The 26,565-nt window shown below is 53.9% G+C and carries 17 protein-coding genes; 13 read left to right on the top strand and 4 right to left on the bottom strand.

The window, feature by feature from the left end:
• Positions 1-59 precede the first annotated feature (59 nt).
• The 13 genes from TH25_RS21600 to pelG all read left to right on the top strand — a co-directional run bounded on the left by TH25_RS21600 (position 60) and on the right by pelG (position 20,440).
• The gene (locus TH25_RS21600; RefSeq protein WP_114090347.1) at positions 60-539 is read left to right on the top strand and encodes a formate dehydrogenase subunit gamma; all 480 of its coding nucleotides are present in this window, start codon (positions 60-62) and stop codon (positions 537-539) included.
• Positions 536-2,092, top strand: coding sequence for a formate dehydrogenase beta subunit (locus tag TH25_RS21595; protein ID WP_114090346.1), 1,557 nt, complete (start codon positions 536-538; stop codon positions 2,090-2,092). The genes TH25_RS21600 and TH25_RS21595 overlap by 4 nt, the downstream gene beginning before the upstream one ends.
• A 4-nt stretch (positions 2,093-2,096) precedes the next feature.
• Entirely contained in the window at positions 2,097-4,976 is a 2,880-nt protein-coding gene (gene fdhF, locus TH25_RS21590) for a formate dehydrogenase subunit alpha (protein WP_114090345.1), read from the top strand.
• A gap of 157 nt (positions 4,977-5,133) precedes the next feature.
• On the top strand, positions 5,134-5,358 hold the full coding sequence (locus tag TH25_RS21585; RefSeq protein WP_114090344.1) for a formate dehydrogenase subunit delta: 225 nt from the start codon (positions 5,134-5,136) through the stop codon (positions 5,356-5,358).
• A 26-nt stretch (positions 5,359-5,384) separates the two neighbouring features.
• Positions 5,385-6,206: a formate dehydrogenase accessory sulfurtransferase FdhD gene (fdhD, locus tag TH25_RS21580; protein ID WP_114090343.1), complete on the top strand. Its 822-nt coding sequence runs from the start codon at positions 5,385-5,387 to the stop codon at positions 6,204-6,206.
• Between the two features lie 266 nt (positions 6,207-6,472).
• A complete protein-coding gene (locus TH25_RS21575; RefSeq protein WP_114090342.1) occupies positions 6,473-8,725 on the top strand; it encodes a polysaccharide deacetylase family protein in 2,253 nt (750 codons plus the stop codon).
• Between the two features lie 58 nt (positions 8,726-8,783).
• Complete coding sequence (locus TH25_RS21570) at positions 8,784-12,731, top strand: tetratricopeptide repeat protein (RefSeq protein ID WP_147253066.1); 3,948 nt, start codon at positions 8,784-8,786, stop codon at positions 12,729-12,731.
• 94 nt (positions 12,732-12,825) lie between these two features.
• Positions 12,826-14,379 carry a porin family protein gene (locus TH25_RS21565; RefSeq protein WP_114090340.1) on the top strand — a complete coding sequence of 518 codons (1,554 nt, stop codon included), beginning with the start codon at positions 12,826-12,828 and terminating at the stop codon, positions 14,377-14,379.
• Positions 14,380-14,395: 16 nt separating this feature from the next.
• A complete protein-coding gene (locus TH25_RS21560; protein WP_181847765.1) occupies positions 14,396-14,998 on the top strand; it encodes a GNA1162 family protein in 603 nt (200 codons plus the stop codon).
• A gap of 24 nt (positions 14,999-15,022) precedes the next feature.
• Positions 15,023-16,429, top strand: a complete 1,407-nt coding sequence (locus tag TH25_RS21555) for a hypothetical protein (RefSeq protein WP_114090338.1) — start codon at positions 15,023-15,025, stop codon at positions 16,427-16,429.
• Positions 16,426-17,544 (top strand): tetratricopeptide repeat protein, encoded by a 1,119-nt coding sequence (locus TH25_RS21550; RefSeq protein WP_114090337.1) that lies wholly within the window; start codon positions 16,426-16,428, stop codon positions 17,542-17,544. The genes TH25_RS21555 and TH25_RS21550 overlap by 4 nt, the downstream gene beginning before the upstream one ends.
• The gene (gene pelF, locus TH25_RS21545; RefSeq protein ID WP_114090336.1) at positions 17,541-19,064 is read left to right on the top strand and encodes a GT4 family glycosyltransferase PelF; all 1,524 of its coding nucleotides are present in this window, start codon (positions 17,541-17,543) and stop codon (positions 19,062-19,064) included. The genes TH25_RS21550 and pelF overlap by 4 nt, the downstream gene beginning before the upstream one ends.
• Positions 19,064-20,440, top strand: a complete 1,377-nt coding sequence (gene pelG / locus TH25_RS21540) for an exopolysaccharide Pel transporter PelG (protein WP_114090335.1) — start codon at positions 19,064-19,066, stop codon at positions 20,438-20,440. Before pelF ends, pelG begins: the two co-directional genes overlap by 1 nt.
• A gap of 18 nt (positions 20,441-20,458) precedes the next feature.
• On the opposite strand, the gene TH25_RS21535 is transcribed toward pelG, so the two are convergent.
• From TH25_RS21535 to TH25_RS21520, 4 genes are all read right to left on the bottom strand, one after another.
• Complete coding sequence (locus TH25_RS21535; RefSeq protein WP_114090334.1) at positions 20,459-21,244, bottom strand: endo alpha-1,4 polygalactosaminidase; 786 nt, start codon at positions 21,242-21,244, stop codon at positions 20,459-20,461.
• A 258-nt stretch (positions 21,245-21,502) separates the two neighbouring features.
• Positions 21,503-21,910, bottom strand: coding sequence for a response regulator (locus tag TH25_RS21530; protein ID WP_114090333.1), 408 nt, complete (start codon positions 21,908-21,910; stop codon positions 21,503-21,505).
• Between the two features lie 131 nt (positions 21,911-22,041).
• Positions 22,042-22,968 (bottom strand): diguanylate cyclase, encoded by a 927-nt coding sequence (locus tag TH25_RS21525; RefSeq protein ID WP_114090332.1) that lies wholly within the window; start codon positions 22,966-22,968, stop codon positions 22,042-22,044.
• Positions 22,969-22,977: 9 nt separating this feature from the next.
• On the bottom strand, positions 22,978-26,316 hold the full coding sequence (locus TH25_RS21520) for a response regulator (RefSeq protein WP_147253065.1): 3,339 nt from the start codon (positions 26,314-26,316) through the stop codon (positions 22,978-22,980).
• Positions 26,317-26,565: the final 249 nt, after the last annotated feature.

The raw sequence follows: 26,565 nt of genomic DNA, 5'->3' as shown, positions 1-26,565 counted from the left end.
GCGGCAGATTTGCCGAAACTGGAAAAAATAAACAAAGACTGCTTTGTGAGAGAGGCTGCATGTCTTTATCTGTGACGTCCGAGGAAGTAACCACCCGGGTCGGTGCCATTTGTGATGGTCTGGCCGGGCTTGAAGGCCCGCTTTTGCCGATCCTGCATGAAGTGCAGGAAGAATTCGGCTTTATTCCCGAAGGGGCCCTGCAAACCATTGCCAAAAAACTCAATCTCAGCCGGGCGGAAGTCCACGGGGTTGCCAGTTTTTATCATGATTTCCGCACGGAAAAACCCGGCAGGCATGTGATTAAAATCTGCCGGGCCGAGGCCTGCCAGGCAATGGGCGCGGATGAACTGGGCAACCATGCAAAGCGCAAGCTGAAAGTGGACTGGTCGGAAACCACCGCCAACCACAATGTGACGCTGGAGCCGGTATTTTGTCTTGGCCTGTGTGCCTGCGCACCTGCCGCAATGGTGGATGGCAAGGTTGTTGGCCGGGTCAGCAAAGACCGCCTTGACCACATTTTGAACGAGGTGGAATCATGACCATTAAAATTTATGTTCCGCTGGATTCCGGTTCCGTCGCCCTGGGGGCGGACGATGTGGCAAAAGCGATTGCCGCCGAAGCCATCAAACGCGACGAGGATATTAAAATCATCCGTAACGGGTCGTTTGGCATGTATTGGCTCGAACCGATGATCGAGGTTGAAACCCCGCGCGGACGCCTTGCCTATGGCCCGGTCGCCCCGGAGGATGTGAACAGCCTGTTTGATGCCGGTTTCCTGAAAGGGGGCGAACATAAACGCTATCTTGGACATACCCAGGATATTCCCTTCCTGAAAGGGCAAACCCGCCTGACATTTCAGCGTTGCGGCATTATTGACCCGGTATCGCTGGAGGATTACCGCGCCAATGACGGGTTAAAGGGGCTGGAAAATGCCCTGAAAATGACCGACGCAGAAATTGTGAAGGCCGTTACCGATTCCGGCCTGCGCGGGCGTGGGGGTGCCGGTTTCCCGACCGGCATTAAATGGAATACGGTGCGCGAAGCCAAGGGTGAGCAGAAATATATCGTCTGTAATGCCGATGAGGGCGACAGCGGCACCTTCGCCGATCGCATGATCATGGAAGGCGAACCGTTTGTCCTGATCGAAGGCATGATCATTGCCGGTTTGGCGACCGGGGCGACCAAGGGATATGTTTATACCCGCTCGGAATATCCCACCGCCATAGACGTCATGAACGAGGCGATGGAGGTTGCCCGTGCCGCCGGTGTGCTGGGCGATAATATTCTGGGTTCGGGCAAAACGTTCGATATGGAAGTCCGTATGGGTGCGGGGGCCTATGTGTGCGGCGAGGAAACATCGCTGCTGAACAGCATGGAAGGCAAACGTGGCGTTGTGCGTGCCAAGCCACCGCTTCCCGCCCTTGAGGGCTTCATGGCCCGGCCCACGGTCGTCAATAATGTGATTTCGTTATGTTCGGTGCCGGTTATCCTGGAAAAAGGCGCGGAATATTATCGTGATTTCGGCATGGGGCGGTCGCGTGGTACTATTCCCATCCAGATTGCGGGCAATGTCAAACATGGCGGACTTTATGAAACCGCCTTTGGCCTGACGCTGGGTGAAATCGTCGATCAGATTGGCGGCGGCACCGCCAGTGGCCGCCCGGTCAGGGCGGTACAGGTTGGCGGGCCACTTGGGGCCTATTTCCCGCGCAGCCTGTTTGATACGCCGTTTGATTACGAAGAATTTGCCAAGCGTGACGGCCTGATCGGCCATGCCGGTATTGTCGTGTTTGACGATAGCGTGGATTTGATGAAACAGGCCCGCTTTGCGATGGAATTTTGCGCCATCGAAAGCTGCGGCAAATGTACGCCGTGCCGCATTGGTGCCGTTCGTGGCGTTGAAACCGTTGATAAAATTGCCAAGGGCGAAGAACCCGAAGCCCAGATCGAGCTGTTGCATGATTTGTGCGACACGATGAAATTCGGCTCCCTTTGTGCCCTGGGCGGGTTTACCCCCTATCCGGTTTTAAGCGCACTGACCCACTTCCCCGAAGATTTCAAGCCCCACGGGCTTGATATTGCAGCGGAGTAAGAAAATGTCCCTGGTTACAGAGATTGACTACGGAACGCCTGCCGTTAAGTCCGAAAAGACCGTTACGCTGAATATTGACGGTTTTGACGTGACCGTGCCCGAAGGTACATCTGTCATGCGCGCCTCAATGGAGGCCGGCATTGAAATTCCCAAACTGTGCGCAACCGACATGGTGGATGCCTTTGGGTCGTGCCGCCTGTGCCTGGTGGAAATTGAAGGCCGCCGTGGCACACCATCCTCCTGCACCACACCGGTAAGTGAAGGCATGGTGGTGCATACCCAGAACGACCGGCTGAAAAAGCTGCGTCGCGGGGTGATGGAACTTTATATTTCCGACCACCCGCTGGATTGTTTGACCTGTGCCGCCAATGGCGATTGCGAATTGCAGGACATGGCCGGGGCCGTTGGCCTGCGTGATGTGCGCTATGGGTATGAGGGTGAGAACCACGTCAAAACCCGCCAGAATGGCGAGGAAAACCCCCGCTATATGGCCAAGGATGAAAGCAACCCGTATTTCACCTATGACCCCAGCAAATGTATTGTCTGTTCGCGCTGCGTGCGGGCGTGCGAGGAAGTCCAGGGCACCTTTGCCTTAACGATTGAAGGCCGTGGCTTTGAATCGCGTGTATCGCCCGGCATGCACGAAGATTTCCTGTCATCGGAATGTGTATCCTGCGGGGCCTGTGTGCAGGCCTGCCCGACGGCGACCCTTCAGGAAAAATCCATTATCGACATTGGTCAGCCGGAACATTCGGTTGTCACCACCTGCGCCTATTGCGGGGTCGGCTGTTCGTTCAAGGCGGAAATGCGTGGCGATGAACTGGTGCGCATGGTGCCCTACAAGGATGGCAAGGCCAACCGGGGCCATAGCTGCGTTAAGGGCCGGTTTGCCTATGGCTATGCCAGCCACCAGGACCGCATCCTTAACCCGATGATCCGCGAAAACGTGAACGATCCGTGGCGCGAAGTATCGTGGGAAGAGGCCCTGACCTATACCGCCAACAAGTTCCGCAGCCTGCAGGAAAAATATGGCAGGGAATCGATTGGCGGCATCACGTCATCACGTTGCACCAACGAAGAAACCTTTTTGGTGCAAAAACTGATCCGTGCCGGTTTTGGCAATAACAATGTCGATACCTGTGCCCGTGTTTGCCATTCACCTACCGGCTATGGCCTGAAAACCACCTTTGGCACCTCGGCCGGTACCCAGGATTTTGACAGTGTTGAACAGACCGATGTTGTCATTGTGATTGGTGCCAACCCGACAGACGGCCATCCGGTTTTTGCATCGCGCCTGAAAAAACGCCTGCGCGCCGGGGCCAAGCTGATTGTGATTGACCCGCGCCGGATTGACCTTGTGCGCTCCCCGCATATCGAGGCGGCCGCACACCTGCCGCTGCGCCCCGGCAGCAACGTCGCGGTGCTGACCGCCCTGGCCCACGTCATTGTCACCGAAGATTTATATGACGAGGCCTTCATTCGCGAAAAATGCGACTGGTCTGAATTTGAAGACTGGGCAGCCTTTGTCGCCGATGCCAAAAACAGCCCGGAGGAAGTTGAAAAGATTTCCGGTGTTCCGGCAGATGAAATTCGCAAGGCTGCACGCATTTTTGCCACCGGTGGCAATGGCGCGATTTATTACGGCCTGGGTGTAACCGAACACAGCCAGGGCTCCACCACCGTGATGGCGATTGCCAACCTTGCAATGGCAACGGGCAATATCGGCCGTCCGGGTGTGGGGGTTAACCCGCTGCGCGGTCAGAACAATGTGCAGGGGTCGTGCGATATGGGGTCCTTCCCGCACGAACTGCCCGGCTACCGCCATATCAGCGATGATGGCACCCGCGACATTTTTGAAAAACTGTGGGGCGTCAAGCTTAATGACGAACCGGGTTTGCGCATTCCCAATATGCTCGATGCCGCTGTTGATGGCACTTTCCGGGGTATTTACATTCAGGGCGAAGACATTTTGCAGTCCGACCCGGACACCAAACATGTCGCCGCCGGGCTGGCCGCAATGGAATGCGTGGTGGTGCACGACCTGTTTTTGAACGAAACGGCCAATTACGCGCATGTGTTTTTGCCCGGTTCAACCTTCCTCGAAAAAGATGGCACATTCACCAATGCCGAACGCCGCATTAACCGCGTTCGCCGGGTGATGAAGCCGAAAAACGGCTATGCCGACTGGGAAGTGACGCAAAACCTTGCCAGGGCAATGGGGCTGGACTGGAACTATACCCATCCATCCCAGATCATGGATGAAATTGCCGCCACCACACCCAGCTTTGCCGGGGTCAGCTACGACCTGCTGGAACGCGAAGGGTCGGTTCAGTGGCCGTGTAATGAAAAGGCCCCAACGGGTACCCCGGTGATGCACATTGGCGGCTTTGTCCGTGGCAAAGGCAAATTCGTTGTCACCGAATATGTCGCCACCGATGAAAAAACCGGGCCGCGTTTCCCGCTGCTGCTGACCACCGGGCGCATCCTCAGCCAGTATAATGTTGGCGCACAAACACGTCGCACGCAAAACAGCGTCTGGCACGAGGAAGACCTTCTGGAAATCCATCCGCATGACGCCGAACAGCGCGGCATTCGCGATGGGGACTGGATCCGCCTGGCATCACGATCCGGCGAAACCACGTTACGTACCAAAATCACCGATCGCGTGGCACCAGGGGTGGTTTACACCACCTTCCACCATCCCGGCACCCAGGCCAATGTGATCACCACCGACTTTACCGACTGGGCCACCAATTGCCCGGAATACAAGGTTACGGCGGTGCAGGTTTCGGCCTCCAACGGACCGACCGAATGGCAGGTAGAATATGACGAGCAGGCCAAACAGTCCCGCCGTATCCTGCCCGCGCCGGATGCTGCCGAATAAAACATAACGGTTGTTTTGGCGGGCGTCACCCCGATGCCCGCCAAAACCGTTTAATTACAGGCATAGCTTGCCATAGCGCAAAATATACGTAATGCCTTTGAAAACACGCGACAGCATTCTATGTGATGAACCAGTTTTCTGGCCGGAGAAACCACCCATGAAGTCCGAAAAACTCGTTTACATGGCCAACCAGATTGCCACCTTTTTCAAGTCCCAGCCGGCCGATACGGCAGTGCCGGGGGTTGCAGGGCATATCAATGATTTTTGGGAACCGCGCATGCGAAGCGCGCTGTTTGACCATATCGACAAAGGTGGCGAAGGCCTTGACCAACTTGTTCTGGATGCGGCACCGCATATCCGCAAGGTCAAGGAACACGCCTGATCACACCGAAACTGGCGCACCCTGAAATGGCATCCAACCCGGCATCTCCCCCCAACGGCAGCAATGACGTATTTGACAATTGCAGCGCCGATCCTGCGGTTGCCGTTACCGACCAGAATGTCGGTGAAGGTGCCCTTTTTCTGCAGCCCGAAGTTCCGGCAGCACTGGTATTTAACGGCAAATCCCATGCCGTGATGATGACATCCCCCTATGATCTGGAGGATTTTGTTACCGGCTTTTGCTTAAGCGAAGGCATCATCGCCGATATATCTCAAATCCGGATTCAGGATGTTCGCGCGACCCTGCGCGGTTACGTGATCGAGGCGCAACTCGACGAGGACTGCATCGATGCCCTAAACGACCGGCAACGCACCCTTGAAGGGCGGTCCGGCTGCGGGTTATGCGGGGTGCAGTCCCTTGACGCCATCCCCGCCGAAGCCCCGCGCCAGGTTGCACCTGGTAACATGCCACAAAAGGTGGTTTTGGCTGCAATTGATGATTTGCCAAACTATCAAAGCCGCAACAGGGCCGGTGGTGGATTACTTCATGCCAGCGCCTTTGCCGATGCCAGCGGCAAAATCCTGCTCGCCCGCGAGGATATTGGCCGTCACAACGCCCTGGACAAGGTTTTGGGGGCCGTTGCCCGCCAGAGCATTGATCCCGCCGGGGGATTTGTCCTGATGACCAGCCGGTGTTCCTATGAAATCGTGACCAAAACCGTGCAATGCGGTATTGGCGGTCTGGTCACACTTTCCGGCCCCACATTAACCGCGGTCAATCTGGCACGGCAGGCCGGCTTAACCCTGATCTGCCGTGAAAAACGCGGTCTTTTCCGCCGGTTTGCTTAAGGAAATAGCCTGATCCGCTGCGATGCAATCGGCAATTCTGTATCGCCGATTCTGTCTCGCTCGCCAAAACCGGAAATAATTTACGTCAATAGCGGAACTTTAATGGCGAACACAGCGTAATAAAATAAACCGAACATAAAAAAGAACGCTGGGTCTGGCCTGTGTTTCGACCAAAAATACCAATTTTCCTGTAAAAACCTATACAATACGCGTACAAGATTAGACTCCAAGTTTAGTCCTTTTTCGGGAAGGACAAAACACAATATATGGGTATGCTGTTGGCTTCATTTTTAAAATTTCTCCGATATTTTTTTGTCTGTCTTTTTGTTCTTGCCCCGCTTTGGTCGGCTCAGGCACGCCCTGTTTCGCGCGAAATTGCATCGGTTTACTATTCGCCAGAAGACCCCAATCCCTTTTATACCCCTGGCCATTCGCTGGCGGAAACTGTCCTGAATTTTCTTGGCCTGACCGTGACCCATTTTGACCTGGGACAGGGACTGCCGAAATTTAACAACCCCCATGAATTTCGCGGCATCCTGGTCTGGATGGAGATTGACCGCCTGCCCGACCCGGAAGGGTTTTTAAAGTGGCTGGATACGCAAATGGATGCGGGTACCAAAGTTGCCATCATGGGGGACTGGTCATTTCTGTTGGACCTCAAGGGCAAAAATGTTCCCCTCCCTCTGGTCAACCGGGTTCTAAATCGTCTGGGCGGCCAGTTTGACGGCGACTGGGAACAGTTTACGTTTGACTACAGCATCAAGCATCTTGATCCGGACATGACCGGATATGAAAGCGAAATCATCAAACCTTTTCCGCCATTTTACGGGGTTACAAAGGCTGAAAGCGGGTCAAAGCCCTTTGTTATTGCCTTGCCACCGCATTCAGACCAGGAATTTCTGCTCGGTGCCTTTGGCGCATCGGGCGGATTTGTTCAGGATGGTTATGCCGTTCGCACCGGACGAAACGAACATGACAGGAAATGGATCCTCAATCCGTTCAAGTTCTTCTCAAAAGTCTTCGACCTGGAGGAATTTCCCAAAGTCGATACCACAACCCTGATGGGACGGCGCATTTACTATTCCCATATCGACGGTGACGGCTGGCGTAATATCAGCGAAATTCGCGGGGATGACGACCAGCCGCTGCTTGATACCGAAGTTGTCTATCGTGACCTGATCAAACCCTATCCGGATTTGCCGGTTTCCGTCGCCCCGATTGCCGCCGACCTGGATCCGGCCTGGTACGGCACCAAACGGACCCAGGAAATCGCGCGTAAACTTTTTGCCCTGCCCCAGGTCGAGGCCGCCTCGCATACCTACACCCATCCCTTTCAGTGGAGTTATTACAAAAACTACTCCGCCAAACGCGAAGAACGCCAATTTGGCAACAAAGTAGGCGGTCTTTCCAGCAAGGTGATGGAGCTTCTGGGTGTCGCCAAAGACGTTGATCCTGCGGAAACCGGTCTGGAAAAAAGCTATGACCTGCCGCGCGCCTATCTCAAGCGGCCATTTGACCTGCACCAGGAAATTGTCGATGCGGCGAATTATATTTCCACATTCTGCCCGCCAGGCAAAAAGGTGGAACTGCTTCAATGGTCGGGCGACACCTCGCCCTTTGAAGCAGCCATTGCGATGGCAGACAAAGCCGGATTGCCCAATATAAACGGCGGCGACAGCCGCTGGGACCCGGACTACCCCTCGCTGGCCTGGGTCGCCCCGGTTGGCATGAGGGTTGGAAAACATATCCAGGTATATGCCTCCAACAGCAATGAAAACACCTATACAAAGCTGTGGTCGGATCGCTTTTTTGGCTTTCGCTATCTTGCCAATACGGTTGAAAATACCGAAAGCCCCCGCCGGCTGCGCCCGTTTAACATTTATTATCACATGTATTCGGGCGAAAAGGTTGCCAGCCGCAATGCCGTGCTTTCCAACCTGGAACTGGCCCGTAAATCCGTTATCATCCCAATTGCCGCAAGCCGCTATGCCCGTATCGGCAAAGGTTTTTTCACCGCCGAAATTGAAAAAACCAAAGACGGCAACTGGCAAATCCGCAATCGGGGCGACCTGGGAACTGTCCGCTTTGACAATGGCAAATTCCTGTCGGTCGATTTTGACAATTCCTATGGCGTCATCGGCCAAACCCATTATCAGGGCAGCCTTTATGTCTCGCTGGACGAGGCCATTAACAAACCGGTGATTTCGGTCAAATCCGGCACAACCGAAACACGCTATCCTGTTGCCAGCCGGCCCTACATTGTTTCCAGTCGCTGGCGGGCATGGGACGTACAAGATTCGGATGGCACACTTCAGATGAAAATACAGGGATTTGGCAAAGGTCAGATGCAATGGCGTGTGGCGCCCTCGGCGACCTACAAATTAACGGCCCCCGCCCGCAAGGATCAGCCCGAATGGTCGGAAACCGTGACGGCAGATGCCAAAGGTATTCTTGATTATGTCATTCCGCTTGATGCGATTGCCGGGGCGGAACTGACCCTGGAACCTGTAACCCGTTAGGCTATCCACTGTGCGTTTGGGGACGATCAATTTAACCAGTCTGGGAATCATCATCACGATGACAGGTGCCGTTATTGCATCGGGCATTCTGATGGTGCCGTCCAAACGCGAACTCGCCAATATCTATTTCCGTGACAAGGATTTCGTCAAAGCCCGCACTTTTTATGAAGAAGAATACAAAGATGGCGACCGCAATATCGATGTGTACGGTGCACTATCGCGGATCTATCTGCAAAATGGCGAAATAGATCGCGCCATCACACTGTTTGAAGAACTGCACAAACGCAAACCGGATTCCATCCGGATTTTGACCGATCTCGGTACAATGTACCAATATGCCCAGCGCCCCGATGACTATACCAGAACACTCGAAGAACGGCGCGTCCTGGCCCCGACGGAAAAAGTCCTGCGCGACCTTTCAAACATTTACAACTTCAATGGCCGCTATCGCGATCAAATCGGTGTTTTGCGGGAACTGGTCAATCGCGGTTGGTCCACGACCAACGACCTGATCTCGATTGTGTATCTCTATGCCAGTATCGGCGAACCGCAAAAATCGCTCGATTTCATTAACGAGCTCATGTCACGGCCAAACGGTTTCACGCCGACTTTGGCTGAATTGAAGCTCCGGTTGCTTTTTGATACCAAAGACCGGCAAAAGACCGACGCATTCGCAGCAGAATGGATGCGCCAGGACCCGGTCTTTGCCACCGCCCGCACAATTGCCAATCTGTATCAGGCGCGGGCCAAAACGCCGCAATATCTGGCGATGCTCGAAACATTGCGTGGCATTGCACCGCAAAAAATCGAACCGCTGGAAGTCATATATGCCGCCGCCCTGCTTGATGCCGGACGCATTACCGACGCCCGGAGCATTCTGGCATCCTATATCGCCAGCAACAGCCTGAGCGACAGGGGCTGGAGCGTTGCCATGCGGATCGCCATTGCCTCGGGAAACCTTCAGGACGCGGTGGGCTATGTCAATCATCATCCCGATGCCGTTGTACCAGACGTGATGGCCTATGGTCTTGAAATCGCTGTATCGCAGGGCGATACCAAAAGTGCGGCGATATTTGCCGCGCATATTCCCGACGATATTCGCCAGAACTCTCCGGTATTATGGGCCCGCTATGCGCTATTGCGCAAAGACCAGCCGGCACTCGACACATGGATCAAACAGGCCCTGGCACAAAAAAACATGGCCTTTGCCAAACGCTATGATCTGGCGATGCTGCTAAACCAGTTGGGCCGCACCGCCGACCTGTTACCTGTTCTTGATGACCTGGCCCGCACCACGCCCGCCGATGGTGATATTTTCAGCATTGCCAGCCTCTATGTCGCGCTGGGTCAGGCGCAACATGGACTGGATAAATTACGCCCTGTCCTTACGGGCAACCCGGTCATACGCAATCAGGCAGCCCTGGCCTTGCTTAATGCGGCCACAGGACACGGCGATCTGGCGCAAAAATGGCTGGCATCGGCCAATGACAGCGCCCTTGATGACGACCTTCTTTCCACCCTTTATGATGCCGCGACCCAGGGCAAAGCCTATGGATTTGCCGAATTGGTGGCCCGCGAAATTGCGCGTCGCCAGCCCAGCCTGGAAAACCGTTTGCTGGTGCTTGAGGCGATTTGGCAACAAAAGGATATGGCCCGTCTGGATAGCGCGCTAAGTGAACTGCCCCCGGCCAAAAACCTGTCGGTCGCCGATGCCACCCGACTGGCCCAGTTCCTGAGCGATATTTCCCGCCCGGCCCGCGTCTATGATGTGGCGGGTGCCTTCAAAGCAGATTTTGCCCATCATCCCGACCTTGCCGATCTCTGGGTGTCCGCAGCCCTTGCCACCGGGCATTTGCAAGAGCTTTACGATACCGTTTCCGCACTGGACATTCCGGCTGGCAAACTGTCACTTGCCACCTTTACCGCCTATATCGAGGCGGCATCAAATCTTGGCAAAACAGCCCCGCTTCATGAAGACATTCTTGCCCGCTATGACGCATTGCCCGACTGGTTGCGTTCCCTGCTGATCGATCGAGCCCTGGACCGGGGTGATACCGTTTTCGCACAAGCCTATTTGCAACGCGAACAAACCCTGCGCGATGGCGAATTCTGGTTCTATCTGGCCAGCGCACGGGCCGCTGTTGCCGAGAAAAAGTTCGATCAGGCCCGCGATATGCTGTTAAAAGCCCAACAACACCTTGATGACAGTACACCGCAATCGCTGCTGCAAATGGCGCGTCTCTGGCAAATAATTGACACATCTCCGGCTGAAGACACCGGAGATATTGCAGCAGCAGCCCCAGAAAACGCGGCAAAAGCAACCGATAACGGGCAGAATGCCACAATAACGACCGCCCTCGATAAAATCCTTGATGCCCTGCAAAAGACCAAAACCCTTGATGACGGCAGCCTGCCGGAAACCGCCCTGCTGTTTCGCAATCTTGGCCGTCGTGCGGATGGTCAGGCCTTCATCAACCGGGTTGCGCCCGAAGTGCAAACTTACAATAGCGCGCTGGCGGACGCGATTTTGGCAATCACATCTGATACACCGCAAAAAACCCGTAACTGGATTGCAAATTATGGCTGGCAGCAAGACCAGATTGGCGATCTGGCAACATTGCAAAGCCTTGCCAATCAGTATGGCGATGTCACCACCGAACGATTAACCGCGCAAAAACAGTTTGATCTCGTGCCGGACAACCCGGCCTTCCGCTTTGCCCTGGCCGATACCCAGTTGCGCAGTGGCAATGTCAGTGCGGCCATCGCGCTGGCAAAGGACCTGCCGCTGTCAAACCCCGATTATCGCAGCCTCTATACCGAAGCCCTGCGTCAAAGTGTTGCTGCAGGCGGGCCTGGTCGCACCGAACTGGTTACATTGCTGACACAGGACCTTAAAGACAGCACCGAACCTGCCAAAACCCAGTTGTTGTATGATCTGATCGGACTTAAGGCCTATGACGCCGTTCTGCCCACCCTGGCAGAGCGGGCGAATCAGTCCAGCGAATGGAGCAATTACTACATTGACGCACTGACTGCCGTGGGCCGGAAACAGGATGCGCTGGCCTATCTGGCGCGGCGGGCCGACGCCCCGGGGTTAACCAATGGCGAACGCCAGGAAATCGCGTTTCGCCTGCTTGCCGCTGGCGAGAAAAAACCGGCGGCACACATTTTCCAGAAACTCGCTGCACAGGCCGGGCCGGGCAGTGATGCGACCCAAAACCTGCTTTATCTGTGGGGGCCGCGCCTGACCGACCCGCAAGCAGACTGGATAAGCGAACGCATCGCCAAAAGCAGCGGCAAAACCAGGCTGGCATGGCTGGAAATTGCGGGTAACACTTTTGCGCCGGTGCGGGCGGAAAAAATCCTGTCGCAATATGCCGATCAGTATGAAACCAACCCGGAATTTGTCTCGCAACTGATCGCGACCTATCAGAAAAACGGCAATCGTGCTGCTTTGCTTGGCCTGCTTGATAAACAGCGCAAACTGGCAAACGGTGATCCTGCACGCCTTAAAATTCTGCTAAGTGCGGCCCAGACCAACAATTTTGAAAATCTGGCACAGCAAATTGCCGAACGGTTAACCGTTATCGACCCGACCACGCCGGAGCCCTTCCGGGTCATGGGGCAATTTGCCTTTGGCCGCGAACAGTTTGACCGTGCACGGGCCTATCTGGAACGCTATCTGGCCCTGGTCCCGTCCGGCGATTTTGAAACCTATTACCAGCTTGGCGAATCAGATGAGCGACTGGGACGGCAAAAGGCAGCCCGCCAAAACTACCGGATATCGCTGGATTTGCTCAAAGACCAGCAAAACCCGACATTCTATATGCGGCACCTGGAAGGGTTGTTGTTGCAACGCCTGCAACGCTATGACGAGGCCATCGCCATTTTTGAACAATTGCTGCGCGAAAATCCGGGGGATGACGGGGTGATTGCCGATATTGCCGAAACGCGGCTGTTACAACAATCGCCCCAGCGGGCGTTGCAGCAGGTCCGTCGGCAATAGCCGTTTCTTAAGGAAAACCGGGCATATTTTACATTCAGGGGTGAAAAAGGGGAACAGTTTGGGCAAGGCAATTTCACGAAGCGGGATATGGGGCATGGCGATGGTTGCCGGGATAACCGGCCTGATGCCCCACGCCCGCGCCGATGTCACGAATGCCAACATAACCGCCAGTGATGCCGGTCGGTTCAGGATGGTGCTTGATCTGCGCAACTCGCCCGACAACAGCGTCACAATCAATGACCGCGAACTGATTATCCGTTTTTCTGCCCCGATCGGCGATTTTGACCTGAACGGCCTGCTGGGCAAATATCCCGAACAGATTTTAACCGTTCAAACCAGTTATGACGTTTTGCTGATGCAAATGGCCTTTGACGGCAAATTCGAGGTGTCACAAAGCAAGGACCGCCTTGTGGTGGAATATGCCAGGCCGGAAAAACCCAAAGAACGTACAACAGCGCCGACGGTGCGCACCCCCTTAAGCACCGCCGAAACCCGTGCCGCCGAAATGCGCCGGAACATCATCGAAGCCCGTGCCCGCATGGAGCTGGGCCAATATGGCCATGCCCGTGAAATTCTGGCACATGTCATCAAAAGCGCCCCCGAAAACATCGAAGCCCGAAATGCCCTGGCCGAGGTGGAATTTCGCAGTGGCAACTGGCGCGAAGCGGCCCGGCAATATGGCCGTGTCATTGCAAAAAATCATGATCCGGCCATCGTGCGTGCGCGTCAGGACATTTTAAAACAGAACGGGGCCTTCATCGGCGGTGGGGCGCAATATCAAAGCAATGGCAGCAGCAATACACAAATTGTCGGTACCCTGAATGGGCGGGCGTTTATCCGCGATGATCTGTTGCTGGCAATGGATATTGAAAACCGCCATATCGACGCTGATCCGTTTATACAGCGTGATGGCCGCAACAGGGCCTTTACCGGCGAGCGGCAAAAAATCGCCCTGCGGCTGGATCAGGAAATATCATCGCGCACCGTCGTGCAATATCGCGGTTATGCCACCCAAAAATCCCCCGGTATGGGGGCGGAATGGCAATATAACATCCTGCCTGGCACGGTATCGCTCGGCGCGGATTATCATCAGCCCTATTGGGACCAGACCAGTGCCGTGGTGCAATATGGGACCCGCGATGCCGTTTTGGCCCAGTACGACGTGACACAAACCGACAGTTGGGACTTTGGCATTGGCGCATCGCTCAATCGGTATGGTCTGGATGGGGATCAGGATCTGGCGCGCACCTGGCGACTTGAAGGGTATATCCGCGACAATTTCGACATTTACAATTTCCCGGTTTTTGCCGGCTACCGCCTTGATGCCGAATATCCGCTGAACCAGACCAGCAAAACCGACCAGACCGGGGCGGATTTTCGCCCGCTTGATATTACCCGGCGCGAAGTGCACGAATTTTCGATCGGACACGACATTCAACTGGCCGATTATCTGACCCTTTCTGGCGGCATTGCCTATAGCTATGACCGCTTTGGCGAACAGGGATTCGGTTTTTCCGGCGCCCTGATCGGCAACCTTGCCGATCAGTATGAAACAACACTGTCATTCGGCCACACGGCAAATGCGTCAAACAGTGTCGGCAGCAGCGGCTCCACCTTTATCGGCATTACCATCAAACAATATTTCTAGGACGGAAAAGGACAGCATGATGACATATCAACATACCGGCTGGCACAGCCTGGGCAAGGCGATAGCAACAGCCATGCTTGGCCTGTTTGTCGCAGCGTGCAGCACCGGCGACCGCCAGATCATGACGGCAACAACCCCGGTTTCCTTTACCCAGGGAACCAGCATTGCGGTCATGCCTTTTGAAAACCTGACCAACAGCGAGGAAGCCGGGCAGGTTGCCTCCTATCTGGCGGTCAGTGCATTGCGCACAAATTCCAGCCTTGCCGTTCAGTCCGAAAGCAATGTGGCGCAAACCTATGATTCGCTAAATTCCCAAAGTACGGCCACCACCGCAGTCGGAACCCACAATGCCGTTTCGGCCCGTCAGCTTGGCGAAATACTGGGTGTCAAATATGTTCTGACCGGCAGCGTCTCGGAATATGGCTATCAATATGGCCTGCGCGAAGAACCATCGGTCAGCATCAATATGCGCCTGATCGATATTGCCACCGGCACCGTTGTCTGGAGTGCAAGTTCGGGTATTGTCGGTCAGGGCACCTTTGCCCGTGACAGCGTCAGCATCATTGCGCAGCGTCTGGTCAACCAGATGGTTGCCAATATGATCCAATCCACAAATTAACCTTTCTGATCGGTAAGATATACAATGGCCCGTACCGGCATTATTGACGAGCAGGAACGCAAAAACGTCGAAGCCGCCCGGCAAAGCGCAAGCAGCGCCGGGTCGGATCTGCGTTTGTCGGCGCTGATCGAACTGGCTGTGCTGGTGGGTATTTTCGTACTGGCTGATTATGCCTTTGGCGCGGGCAACCGTTTTTGGGATATTGCCCCGCACCCGTTGTGGGCTGTGGTTATTGTGCTGTCAGTCCAATACGGGACCAGTGCCGGGCTTCTAGCCGCAATTGCGTGCAGCATCGCGCTTTTTAGCGGACACTTGCCGCAACAGAATGTCGATCAGGATTATTACGATTATCTGCTGTTTCTGGGGTGGCGGCCCATTTTATGGATGCTGACCGGATTGTTTCTGGGCGAATTGCGCCGCCGCCAACTGGTGCAAAATGCCGAATTAAAAGCCCAGGTTGCAGAAACCGAACTGCGCGAAGAAACCCTTGCCAAGGCCTATGCCTCGACAATGGAGCGGGTCAATTTTCTGGAACGGCAAATTGCGACCCAGGCCCAGACCGTCCTGACAGTTTTTCGCGCGGCACAAAATGTCGAACGCCTGGAAGTCGGCGATGTGATTACCGGCATCGAAAGCCTGGTCACAGAAGTCCTGGCACCAGCGAAATTTTCGGTATTCGTGCCCAGCCGCAATAATCTTGATGCGCTGGTATCGCATGGCTGGGAAAAACCCAATGAATTTTCCCGGCAAATCACAGGTGACAGCAACCTTTATGCGTCGCTGATGACCGAGCAACGCATTTTGATGGTCACACGCCAGGATGACGCGGCCCTTTTGGGGAAAGATGCCATCGTCATCATCCCGGTGCAGAACAGCACGACCAACGAAGTCCTCGCCGTCATTCGGATCGAGGAAATCGACTTTGACAAACTCAACAGTTCACTGCTGATCAATGCCAATCTGGTGCGACAATGGCTGAGCAATGCCTTCGCAAAGGCCGAAACCTATGAAAACTCTGCCTGGATCACCGAAGATGGTGACAGGCGCTCTGTGGTCTCCAGCCAGCTTTGGCCATCGCTTTCCGAATGGCTGTTTCAGGTCTGTCGCCGTAACAAACTTTCACTGTGGCAGCTTGACGTCGGAAATCAGGAAGGCAGCGTTCGCACCGAAGATGCCCTGCATGTCACCGATCAGGTTGCACGGGGCTTTTCGCGCGAATTACGCAATACCGACCTGGTTTTTCAGCGTGATGGCCGCGATAGCGGTACCATTATTTCCATTTTGCTGCTGGGGACCGACCGGAAGGGCATTGAAATTGTCAGTGGCAAGCTGGAAAATATCCTGCGGGGCAACAGTGATCCAACCATCCGCGACCTGACCATCACGCAACGACCGATTTTCGACCCGGCAGAGGAAAAAACGGCGTCATGAACACTCCTGCGCCCGCCTCCGACAATGCCGCCTTTGACGATGATAACGCCCCGATTTACCGTGCCAGGCCTTTGTCGGCGCATATCTGGGTGCTGATCATCACGCTTCTGGCGCTGGCAATGTCACTCGCCATTGTATTTGCCTTTGCCTCGTCACGCTATCCCTGGCCAACCCTGGCGGGGCTGCATGTGGCATCGGCAATCCTCGTGGTAGTATTGTGTTACTGGCGGGCCCGGAAAGGGTATTTCATTCGCGAATATTGCGTGCTCGCGGCGGGGTATTTGTTGTGCGGATTTCTGGGCGCGGCGGGTGGTCTACTTCTGGTCATCATTTCCATTCTGACCCGCAACGATACCTGGCGATTTCGCGAATGGTACATGGCACTTTTTCCCGCCGATCATGCCAGCACGGCTGAAAACCTTTATAGCCAGCTTATTTCCGGCAGCCGCACCGTCGGCCCCGAACACAGCGTCACCGTTTATACCGACCTGATGCAGGAAGCCGATACCGAAGAAAAACTGGCAATTGTTACCCTGGTTTCACGCTATTTCCGGCCTGACTTTGCCAATGTCATTATCATGGCGATGAATGATGACGACCCGACAGTACGTGTTCTGGCGGCCTCGGCAAAGGCACGCATTGAAAACCGTTTTTTGGCAAATGTGCTGAAAATCCAGGATACCATCCGCAAAAAACCCGATAATTTCGATGCCAAAATGGCATTGGCAACCCTGTATGACGATTATGCCTTTACCAGCCTTCTGGATCGCGAACGCGAAATTGAAAACCGTAAGCTGGCCCTTGAAACCTATGAACAATGCCGGAGCGAACGCCCCGACGACGCCACACCACCCTATCGCATCGGCCGCCTTTTGAACCGTCAGCGCGATTTTGTCGCCGCAGCCAACATGTTTGAAATCGCGCTTGAACGCGCCAGCAACAAACAGGCGATTGCCAGTTGGCTGATCGAGGCCAATTACAACGCCAAAAACTATGACCGCGTTCACGAATTGATTGCCCGCCATTTCCCCGAAACAACAGCGGACAAAAACCCGGTTGTCAGCCCCTATCGGCTTGAAAGCATGGCAATGTGGCAGAAAGGGTCTGGCGAATGATGTCCGACAAAAATCACGAAGCCGATATTTGCCTGCTGCTGGAGGGAACCTACCCCTATGTGGCGGGCGGTGTGTCAAGCTGGGTGCATGACATTGTCAGCGCCATGCCCGACATCACCTTTGAAATCGTGGCTATTCTCGCCCAAAACACGGGCGAATTTGTCCACAAATACGAGGTGCCCGACAATGTCATTGGCATTCGCCATCTCTATTTGCATGAACTGCCCGAGGGACGGAGATTCATCTGGAAAAAACGCAAACTGCGCACGACCACCCGCGCGCTGCTCGATTTTCTGAACTCCGGCGATATCGATGATTTCGCCAGCTTCAATCAGGGGGCAAGCGAGCTGGAACTTGGCAAGAAAATCCTGCTCAACAGTTATCCCGGCTGGCGGTTCCTGCGCACCTTCTATAACGAAAATTTCGCCACAACCTCGTTTCTTGATTTTTTCTGGAGCTGGCGGATTCTGATTGGCGGCATTTTGGCAAGCACGCGTTTCAAACTGCCCAGGGCGCGCTGTTATCATGCCGTATCAACCGGCTATGCTGGCCTGCTCGCGGCGCGGGCAAAACTCGAATATCAGCGCCCGGTCATGCTGACGGAACACGGCATTTATACCAATGAACGGCGCATCGAAATTGCAATGGCCGACTGGCTTTATCAAAACCCGATCCCCGATTACGACATCAAAAGCCTTGAAAAGGACGTTCGCTCGTTATGGCTCAGGGGGTTTTCGGCCCTGTCGAAAACCTGCTATGCCGCGTGTAATGAAATCATCACCCTTTATGAAGGCAACCAGGTGTTGCAATTGCGCGATGGTGCCGCCCCGGAAAAAGTACGGGTGATCCCCAATGGCATTGATTACGAAAAGTTTTCCACCATCAAACGCGAAAAACAGGACAAGGCGGTTATCGCCCTGATTGGTCGCGTCGTGCCGATCAAGGATATCAAATCCTTCATTCGCGCCATTCACATCCTGACCCGCGAAACCCGCAATTTTGAAGCCCAAATTTTGGGTCCGACCGACGAAGACAAGATCTATTTCGAGGAATGCCAGCAGATGGTTGAACATCTGGGACTGGACGATGTGGTGACTTTTGGCGGACGGGTCAATATTGCGCAATATCTGGGAAAAATCGACGTCCTGGTCTTAAGCAGTGTCAGCGAAGCCCAGCCCTTGGTCATCCTGGAAGGCGGGGCGGCAGGTATCCCGACTGTGGCAACCGATGTCGGCGCGTGTCGTGAAATGCTCTATGGACAGTCCGATGAAAACCCGCCCTTGGGACAGGGCGGCATCGTCGTGCCGGTCGCCAATCCCAGCGAAATGGCAAAGGCGCTGGCACAGATCATTACCTCCCCTGCCACCCGGGACAGGCTGGGTGAAACCATCCGCAAGCGGGTGGCAACCCAGTATAACAAGAAAACCGTGCTGGGCCTGTATGACACACTCTACAAAACCGGTCGTGACGCCCCTGATGGCTTCAACGGCACACTTCTTGGCACCGAAGGAAACAACTGATGGCGGGCATTGGCTTTACCCTGCGCAAAATGACGGGCCGGGGCGATCTTTGGGGGATCATGCAGGCCTATTCCTATTCCGCCATCCTGTCATCGGGGCCGTGGCTGTTTACCATTCTTGCCCTGGTTGGCATTACCTTTCTGGCGCGGTATTTGGTGACATGGGACGACCTTTTGCTGTTTCGCACCATTATCACCTATAATTTCTCGTTCTCGCTGGTTTTCTGTGGTCCCATCGTGATGGTTGGAACCCGGCTTCTCGCCGATCAGATCCACGAGGATACGCTGCATCGCGCGCCATCGCTGCTGTTTTCCATGATGCTGGCCTATGTGCTGGTGGTAACGGCCCCCATGATCTGGCTTTATAGCTATGCGACCGATATGTCAGCAGCACAACGTGCGGCCGCCATCGCTGGAGGCTATCTGATTGGCCTGATCTGGACCGTCGTGGTTTTTGTCAGTGCGCTTAAAAACTACGCCTTCGTTTCCGGAATTTTCTTTGCCGGGATGATGCTGGCCCTTGTGGCCTGTGGCTATCTTCTGGGGGATTATGGCGCAACCGGGCTGATGTGGGGGTTCAATGCCGGGCTGGCACTTATTCTGTTTGGTCTTTTAGGCTGGATTTTTGTCGAATATCCCGCCCTGCCCCGCGACCTGGCCATATTGCCCCGCCAGGGACGACATTACTGGGTCCTTGCCATCAGCGGCCTTAGCTACAATATCGCCATCTGGGTGGATAAATGGGTGATGTGGCTGCGCGACGGCAATGTCGATGTCGTTGCAGGCATTTTGCGCACAGCACCTTATTACGATTCCGCGATGTTTCTGTCCTATCTGTTCACCATTCCGGTTTTCGCGGTGTTTTTCGTCAATATCGAAACATCGTTCTTTGAAAAATATAACCGGTTCTACAAATCGTTCCAGAAACACGCCACCTATATGACCATCGACAGCTATCAGCGTGAAATTGTCAATTTCACCCTGCTCAGTTTGCGAAATCTTGCGGTTTTGACCGGGCTTCTTGCCATCCTGATTGTGCTTTCCGCCCCCTTCATCCTTGAAACCATGAAAATCCCGTTCAAGGAAATTGGCGTTTTCCGCTTTGGCGCGCTGGGGGCCTGCCTGCATATTCTGGCGATGTTTGCGATGGTATTTTTATCCTATTTCGATTTTCGCAAACCGGTCATGCTGCTCAATATCATCTTCATGGTCGCCAACTGCACCTTTACCTGGCTGACCGCCAGCCATTTTGCCCTGCACGGAATGGGGTATTTTCTGGCTGCCGTACTGACCTTCAGCCTGGCAATGGGGTTTCTGGTATATTACCTCAAACGTCTGGCATATGGAGCCTTTATCACCAACAACCCGTCAATTTGACCCTGCAACTATCAGCGATCAGGGGGCGCAATAATAATAGTTTTTGCCATCCAGTGCCTGGCCGGCATTGATACCCTGGAAACCCAGGTCACGCATCTGCCGGCAAAAGGCGGCAATTGCCGTTTTATCGGTTAGATATTCAATGGCAAATACCGGTTTTTGTTGCGCAACATAAGGCGCAAAATAAGGCCCGTGATCATAGGTTGCCGGGCTTTCGGTTACGGCAAAATCCAGCACGCCCACCAAATCACGTACCAGATCGGGCGCATTTTTCTGGCCAATGGTCAAACCGCGCTTATGGGCTTCGCTTGCCATCCAGCGGACAAAGCGCAACGCATCCTCGCGCGATAGGTTAAACCCGGTTTTGGTCAGATAGCCGTCAATGTTATCGGGGTCCACCCCCATAAAACCCTTGGCCCGGCATAAATCCAGCCGGGCGGTAATAATCGGCGCAAGGCGGGCAATCTGGCGAATATCAAGCCACTTTTCCCCAGGCCAGCCCTCGTAATCATGACCCAGGACGGATTTGGGATATTGCGCTGCATCCGGTCGCCAGTCCTCATAGGAACCGGCACTCATATAACAAATCGGATAAATGCCTTCATCGCGCCAGCGGGCAACCTGTTCGGCATCGACATCAAACAGGTCAACATCAATCACACGGGTTCCCTTCGGCACGCGAACATCGCCCTGCAATTGCAGGAAAAAGCGGGCATTGGGCACATTCACCGGTTTCGCGGCAGCCTGCGCCTGCACAGATACAAGCGTCACAAAATCATGCTGGGGCTGATTATTTTGCGACATTATATCCCCCAAACTGCTGTAAGGAGCAATGTCAGCCAACGCCGCAGCACCTGCGACCTGCAAGCCGGTTACGCATGTTATGGCAGCCATAACGACCATCATTGCACCGGCGCGACAAACGGCCTTTGGCGCGGATATTTTAAAAACGCCCCTCAAGGGCCAGTGTAAAATCCTGGCTGTAAAATACCGCATATGCCTGATAACCCTGCAATCAAGGAAACGGACGAGACGATGACACCAAATACCTGCCAGCAGACGTCACATGATCTCGCCCCCATCCATTTCCGGGGACGACGACAACAGTTTTGCGATTGTGCCGGTCAGAACACGCACATCAATCGGTTTGGGCAGAAACGCATCAAACCCGGCCTGATCAATCGCATCCTGATTTTCGCCTTCATCGGCAATCGACAGCGCAATTGCCGGAAACCTGTTAGCCCCCTGGACTTTGCGCATATGTCCAACAAAATCCGCCCCCGTCAGGGCACCTTCCAGATAATAATCCGCAATGACAAGATCAAAGGTTTCACGCTGCCATGCCCGTTCAGCCTCGTCATAACTTGCTGTAATTGTTACCTGAAATCCTTCCTTGCGCAATATAGCCTTCAACAGCGACTGGGTGATCGGTTCATTTTCCAGAACCAGAATCTTTTTACCACCACTCATTAAACCATCCACTCCACAACGCGATCCAGCCCTTCCGGGCTTGTCTTTATGGGGTTATCCCAAAAGTGTTTTTCACACATTTATCAATAGGTGTTAGATGGTTGCTCTGACAGTAAAAACCAACGGCTCTTTTAAAAATTTGAATTAAAATCCTGCCTGTCAAATTTCACGACCATGTTGCGCCGGTCTTTTTTGGCGCGATACAGCGCCTGATCGGCCTGCTCGACAAGCCGTTCATAATGGGCATCAACGGGAATTTGGCAAGAAACACCGGCACTCATGGTCAAAAAACCATATGGGCTTTCCGGGTGGGTTAACTTCATTTCACGCAATTCGGCCAACAAATTTTCCGCAACCGATGCTGCCCACTGCATCGGAGCCCCCGGCAATAACAAAACAAATTCCTCGCCACCGTAACGCGCGACAAGGTCACTGCCCCGTTTCACAGCCGTTGACAACAGTTTTGCCACTGTTTGCAAATACTGGTCTCCCACACGATGCCCCTGGGAATCATTAAGTTTTTTAAAAAAATCGACGTCAAGAAACACCAGCGACACTGGCCGTTGCAACCGCCGGGCCGTTTGCCATTCGCGACGCAAAACGGTTTCAAATTCCAGGCGGTTGGAAATACCGGTCAACCCATCGAGCCGCGATTGACGGTTTAACTTGTCTGTCGCCTGCTTCAGCGACAAATGTGTCCGCACACGTGCCTTGATAACATCGACATGCAGTGGCTTGCGAATAAAATCAACCGCGCCGGCATTAAGGCCCAGGGCCTCGTCATCGGCACTGATCCGCCCGGTAATGAAAATAATCCGCGCCGCAGATTCCGGGGAACGCAATTGTATCTGCCGACAAATATCAAAACCGCTCATGTCTGGCAGCGTCACATCCAGCAAGATCACGTCAAATTCATGCTGACGGACCATTTTAAAGGCTTCTGCGCCCGTTTTGGCGAACATCACAACATCACAATGTTCCAGTGCGGAGGCCAGAACGCGGATAATGATCGGATCATCATCCACAATCAGAATGCGGCCACCTTCAGCATTATACATATAAAAACTCTATTTCGCGATTTTCTCAATCAGCGCGACAGCCTTGTCAAAATCCAGCGCCTCGATATGCGTTTTGATTGCGGCATAGTCCTCGGCCGAAAAATATCCCGTCAATTCATCGCGATCTTTGTCGATGATGCGTAATGCCGCAAGGTTATTCGTTGCCAATGCCTCTTTCAGACGGTTCAGCGCCTCGTTGCCCGACGTCGCATGAGCCGTAAATCCGTTTTCCTCCTCGTCTGCATTTTCTGGCAACATTTTGCCAAAGGCCGACAATGTTGCCTGCAAATCTTTTAGAAATTTTGGGAAAAGAGCCGCAATACGTTCCTTATCACGCTGCCCGGAAAGGGTTTCAATGGTTGCGCAGGTTTCGGCCAGTCGCACCGCCCCGACTGTTCCCGCCGCCCCCTTCAGGCTATGGGCACGCACCTTCAGAGCATCAAGGTCGCCCGCGTCCTGAAGGGTGATGAATTCATCATCAATATTGGCATAAAGGGCGCGGAACTGGGTCGATAACGAATCATAAAGTTCCTCGCTGCCGCCCAGCATATCAATTGCCTGGTCGCGATCCACAACCGGTTTATCAGTGTTCATCATCGGCTCGTGTCCATCACTTGCCCCAAAGGCAGAGGTTTCATCAGGGGTGAAAGGTTGCGGTGATTGCCCGTCCCGGCCAGCACCCCCATCAAAGGTACCGGCATCAGCCAGGTTTGCCCCGGCTTTTCCATCGTCCCCTTCAATGGGTATAAATGCACTCTCCTGCGGCAGGTCGGCGGGCGTGTCGGCCATGTTTGCTTCACGATGGTACATGGCCAGGTCGCGAATACGACGGATCATATTTTCCGCCTTGAACGGTTTGCTGATGAAACCATTCATGCCCGCAGCAAAGCATTTCTCGCGATCGGATTCAAATACCCCTGCTGTCAGGGCAACAATCGGCACTGTCTGGTTCCACGGCATTTTGCGAATTTCGCGGGTGGCCTCCAGCCCGTCCTTGTTGGGCATCTGAAGATCCATCAAGACCAGATCAAAATCACGACCCCGATCGCGCATCACATCGACCGCTTCCTGCCCGTCACCGGCCAGTGCAACCACCGCTCCTTCACGTTCGAGAATGTGTTTTGCCACTTCCTGATTGATGAAATTGTCGTCCACCACCAACAGGCTAAGTCCCTTGAGAATCTCGGCGCCAATTGCCTGACGGGTATTTTCCTCGACCACGTTGACATCGGCTTTTTGCAAACGGGCCGGGCGGGTTTGCGCCGTGACCACCGCATTAAACAGGGCAGATTCCGTCACAGGTTTTAAAATAATCCCGTCAACACTGCTGATCGAGGAATGACGCAGCAACTCGTCTTTTTCGCCAGCCGTGACCATCACGATAATCGGCATCGCGGCTTGCGACAAACGCGCCCGGATTTCCTCGCTGGCATGAACACCATCAAGGCCCGGCATCCGCCAATCCATCAACACCAGATCGAAATAACGCCCCTCAAGGTGCTTTTCCTCGATCATGGTCACGGCTTCCTCGCCGGAATGCACAACTGTCGTTTCCCAGCCCAAATTCTGGCTGGTTTTTGCCAAAACCTCGCGCGCCAGCGGGTTGTCATCCACAATCAGCACCCGCAGTTTATCGTGTTTTTCACCAAATGCGACATCATCGCGGGTCGCAATTGCAAAAGGCAGCACAACGCGAAACGTACTGCCCACGCCCCGTTTGCTTTGCACCGAAATCTCGCCCCCCATCAGTTCGGTCAAACGATGGCAAATCGACAGGCCAAGCCCGGTGCCCCCATATTTGCGACTGGTAGAACTATCGGCCTGCTCAAAGGGTTTGAAAAGATTGGCAACCTGATCGTCATCCATACCAATACCGGTATCACGCACTTCAAATGCAAGGTCGATCCGGTCTTCATTCTTGCGCAATAAATCAACCGAAATCAGCACTTCGCCACGATTGGTGAATTTGATGGCATTCCCTGCCAGATTGATCAAAATCTGTTGCAGGCGAAACGGGTCGCCCAAAATATGACGCGGCACACTTTCGCCCACCGAAATCAGCACTTCGATATCCTTGCCCGCCGCATTGACCGACATGATCGTTGATAACGAATTCATGATTTCCTGAAGCGAGAAAACCGTCGTCTCAATCCGGACCTTTCCGGCCTCGATTTTGGAATAGGTGAGAATATCGTCAATAATACCCAGCAAAAACTTGCCGGAATCCGAAATCTTGCGCACATAATCCTTCTGCTCTCGGGTCAGGTTAGTATAACCCAGCAAATGCAACAGACCGATAATCGCATTCATCGGCGTTCTGATTTCGTGGCTCATATTTGCCAGAAAATTGGTTTTGACCTGGGCCAGTTCTTCAACCTTGGCCGCTTCCTCGCGAATTTTGCCATTCAGACGTGAAAGCTGGTCAAAATTGCGCTTTTGCAAAATATCGTAATAAACAAAAGCCACACAGCCCAATAGCGCCAGTAAAAACAGCACGATCGAGGCAATCAGGGAGGCCAGCTCAAACAAGCTCCAGCCTTGCAGGGCTTTCTCTACGGGCCGTGTCAGAACAACGCTAACCTTTCCGCCCAAAACCGGGCGCGCCGACACCAGCAAAAGATTCCCGTCCCCATCCTTGCGAATATCGGAAACAATCGAATTGGTGGCGATGCTCCGCGCGCCCAGATCACCAAAAGCAGCCCTTTGACCAATCATATCCTCGGCAAACGGTGCGTTACCGATCAATTCGCCACGCTCATTCATCAAGATCAGACCATCATCGGGCAGCATCACCCGATGCAAAGGCTCCAGAATCGCCTCTGGCCGTATCACCGCGCCAATGACTTCGCTTACCTTGCCATAGGAATCATAAATCGGTGCCGAAACCAGAACCTGCCATTGGCCGTCAATCCGGCTTTTGGACGGGCCATCAAAATACCAGGGTGCTTTGCCGCCCTTCAAAAAATAGGCAATGTTGGGATTGTCTTTTACATTCACAGACGGCGGCACCGGCCCGCGAGACGACAAAACAAGATTGCCATCCTGGTCTGCAACCCCCAGAATGCTAATCAATTCCAGGCTCTCGGCTGCCTGACGCAGCAAAATATATCCTTCGCGCTGGGAAAACTGTCCGCTACCGATTTTGTCAGCCAAACCATCCAAAACCGTCGCCGACAATCGGGTGCGTTGCTCGAACTGGTCAGAATAGCTTTTGAGCATGGCATTCAGGTCGGAAAACGCCGTCCGCTTGGCCTGGGCATCCAGCTCTACCCGGACATAAAAATTAAAGCCGATCAACAGCCCCGCAACCAGAATCAGAAATACCGCGATGAACAGACGCTTGTTCATTTTCAGTCTGGTCTTGTCACGATCAGCTTTGGCCAAATCTGGTGTCGAGCTCTCAGGCGTCACTTTTCCTACCCTGTTTTTTCGGGGTCCCGGCCATTCATCCGGTTCCGCTTTCCCATCCCCTATACCCAAGGATACGTTTAATTCTCGAAAAGCTCCAATGCTTTATCACGCGAAATTGGCAAACAACATGCAAATTCCGTCTATTAACATGTTAAGATAGCGCCATAAGGCATAACAGGCAGGCTT

It is taken from the genome of Thalassospira profundimaris (assembly GCF_003326755.1).
GTDB lineage: Bacteria > Pseudomonadota > Alphaproteobacteria > Rhodospirillales > Thalassospiraceae > Thalassospira > Thalassospira profundimaris_B.
This window is presented reverse-complemented; position numbering and strand designations above follow the sequence as displayed.